Raw genomic sequence first — 550 nt, 5'->3', positions numbered from 1 at the left:
GACCCCGTAACTTCGGGAGAAGGGGTGCTCTATTAGGGTGCAAGCCCGAGAGAGCCGCAGTGAATAGGCCCAGGCGACTGTTTAGCAAAAACACAGGTCTCTGCAAAACCGTAAGGTGACGTATAGGGGCTGACGCCTGCCCGGTGCTGGAAGGTTAAGAGGAGTGCTTAGCTTCGGCGAAGGTACGAATTGAAGCCCCAGTAAACGGCGGCCGTAACTATAACGGNCCCAGTAAACGGCGGCCGTAACTATAACGGTCCTAAGGTAGCGAAATTCCTTGTCGGGTAAGTTCCGACCCGCACGAAAGGCGCAACGATCTGGGCACTGTCTCAACGAGAGACTCGGTGAAATTATAGTACCTGTGAAGATGCAGGTTACCCGCGACAGGACGGAAAGACCCCGTGGAGCTTTACTGCAACCTGATATGGAATGTTTGTACCGCTTGTACAGGATAGGTAGGAGCCGAAGAGACGTGTGCGCTAGCATACGAGGAGGCAATGGTGGGATACTACCCTGGCTGTATGACCATTCTAACCCGCCACGCTTAGCG

1 rRNA gene is annotated in these 550 nt (G+C 54.3%); it reads left to right on the top strand.

The features are described 5' to 3' along the window. Positions 1-550: ribosomal RNA gene (locus FCK90_RS15200) — 23S ribosomal RNA — on the top strand; the annotation flags it as partial.

This window comes from Kocuria coralli, from assembly GCF_008831305.1.
Classification (GTDB): Bacteria; Actinomycetota; Actinomycetes; order Actinomycetales; family Micrococcaceae; genus Kocuria; species Kocuria coralli.
Note: the sequence above shows the minus strand (reverse complement) of the source record. Positions and strands in the feature narration are given on the sequence as shown.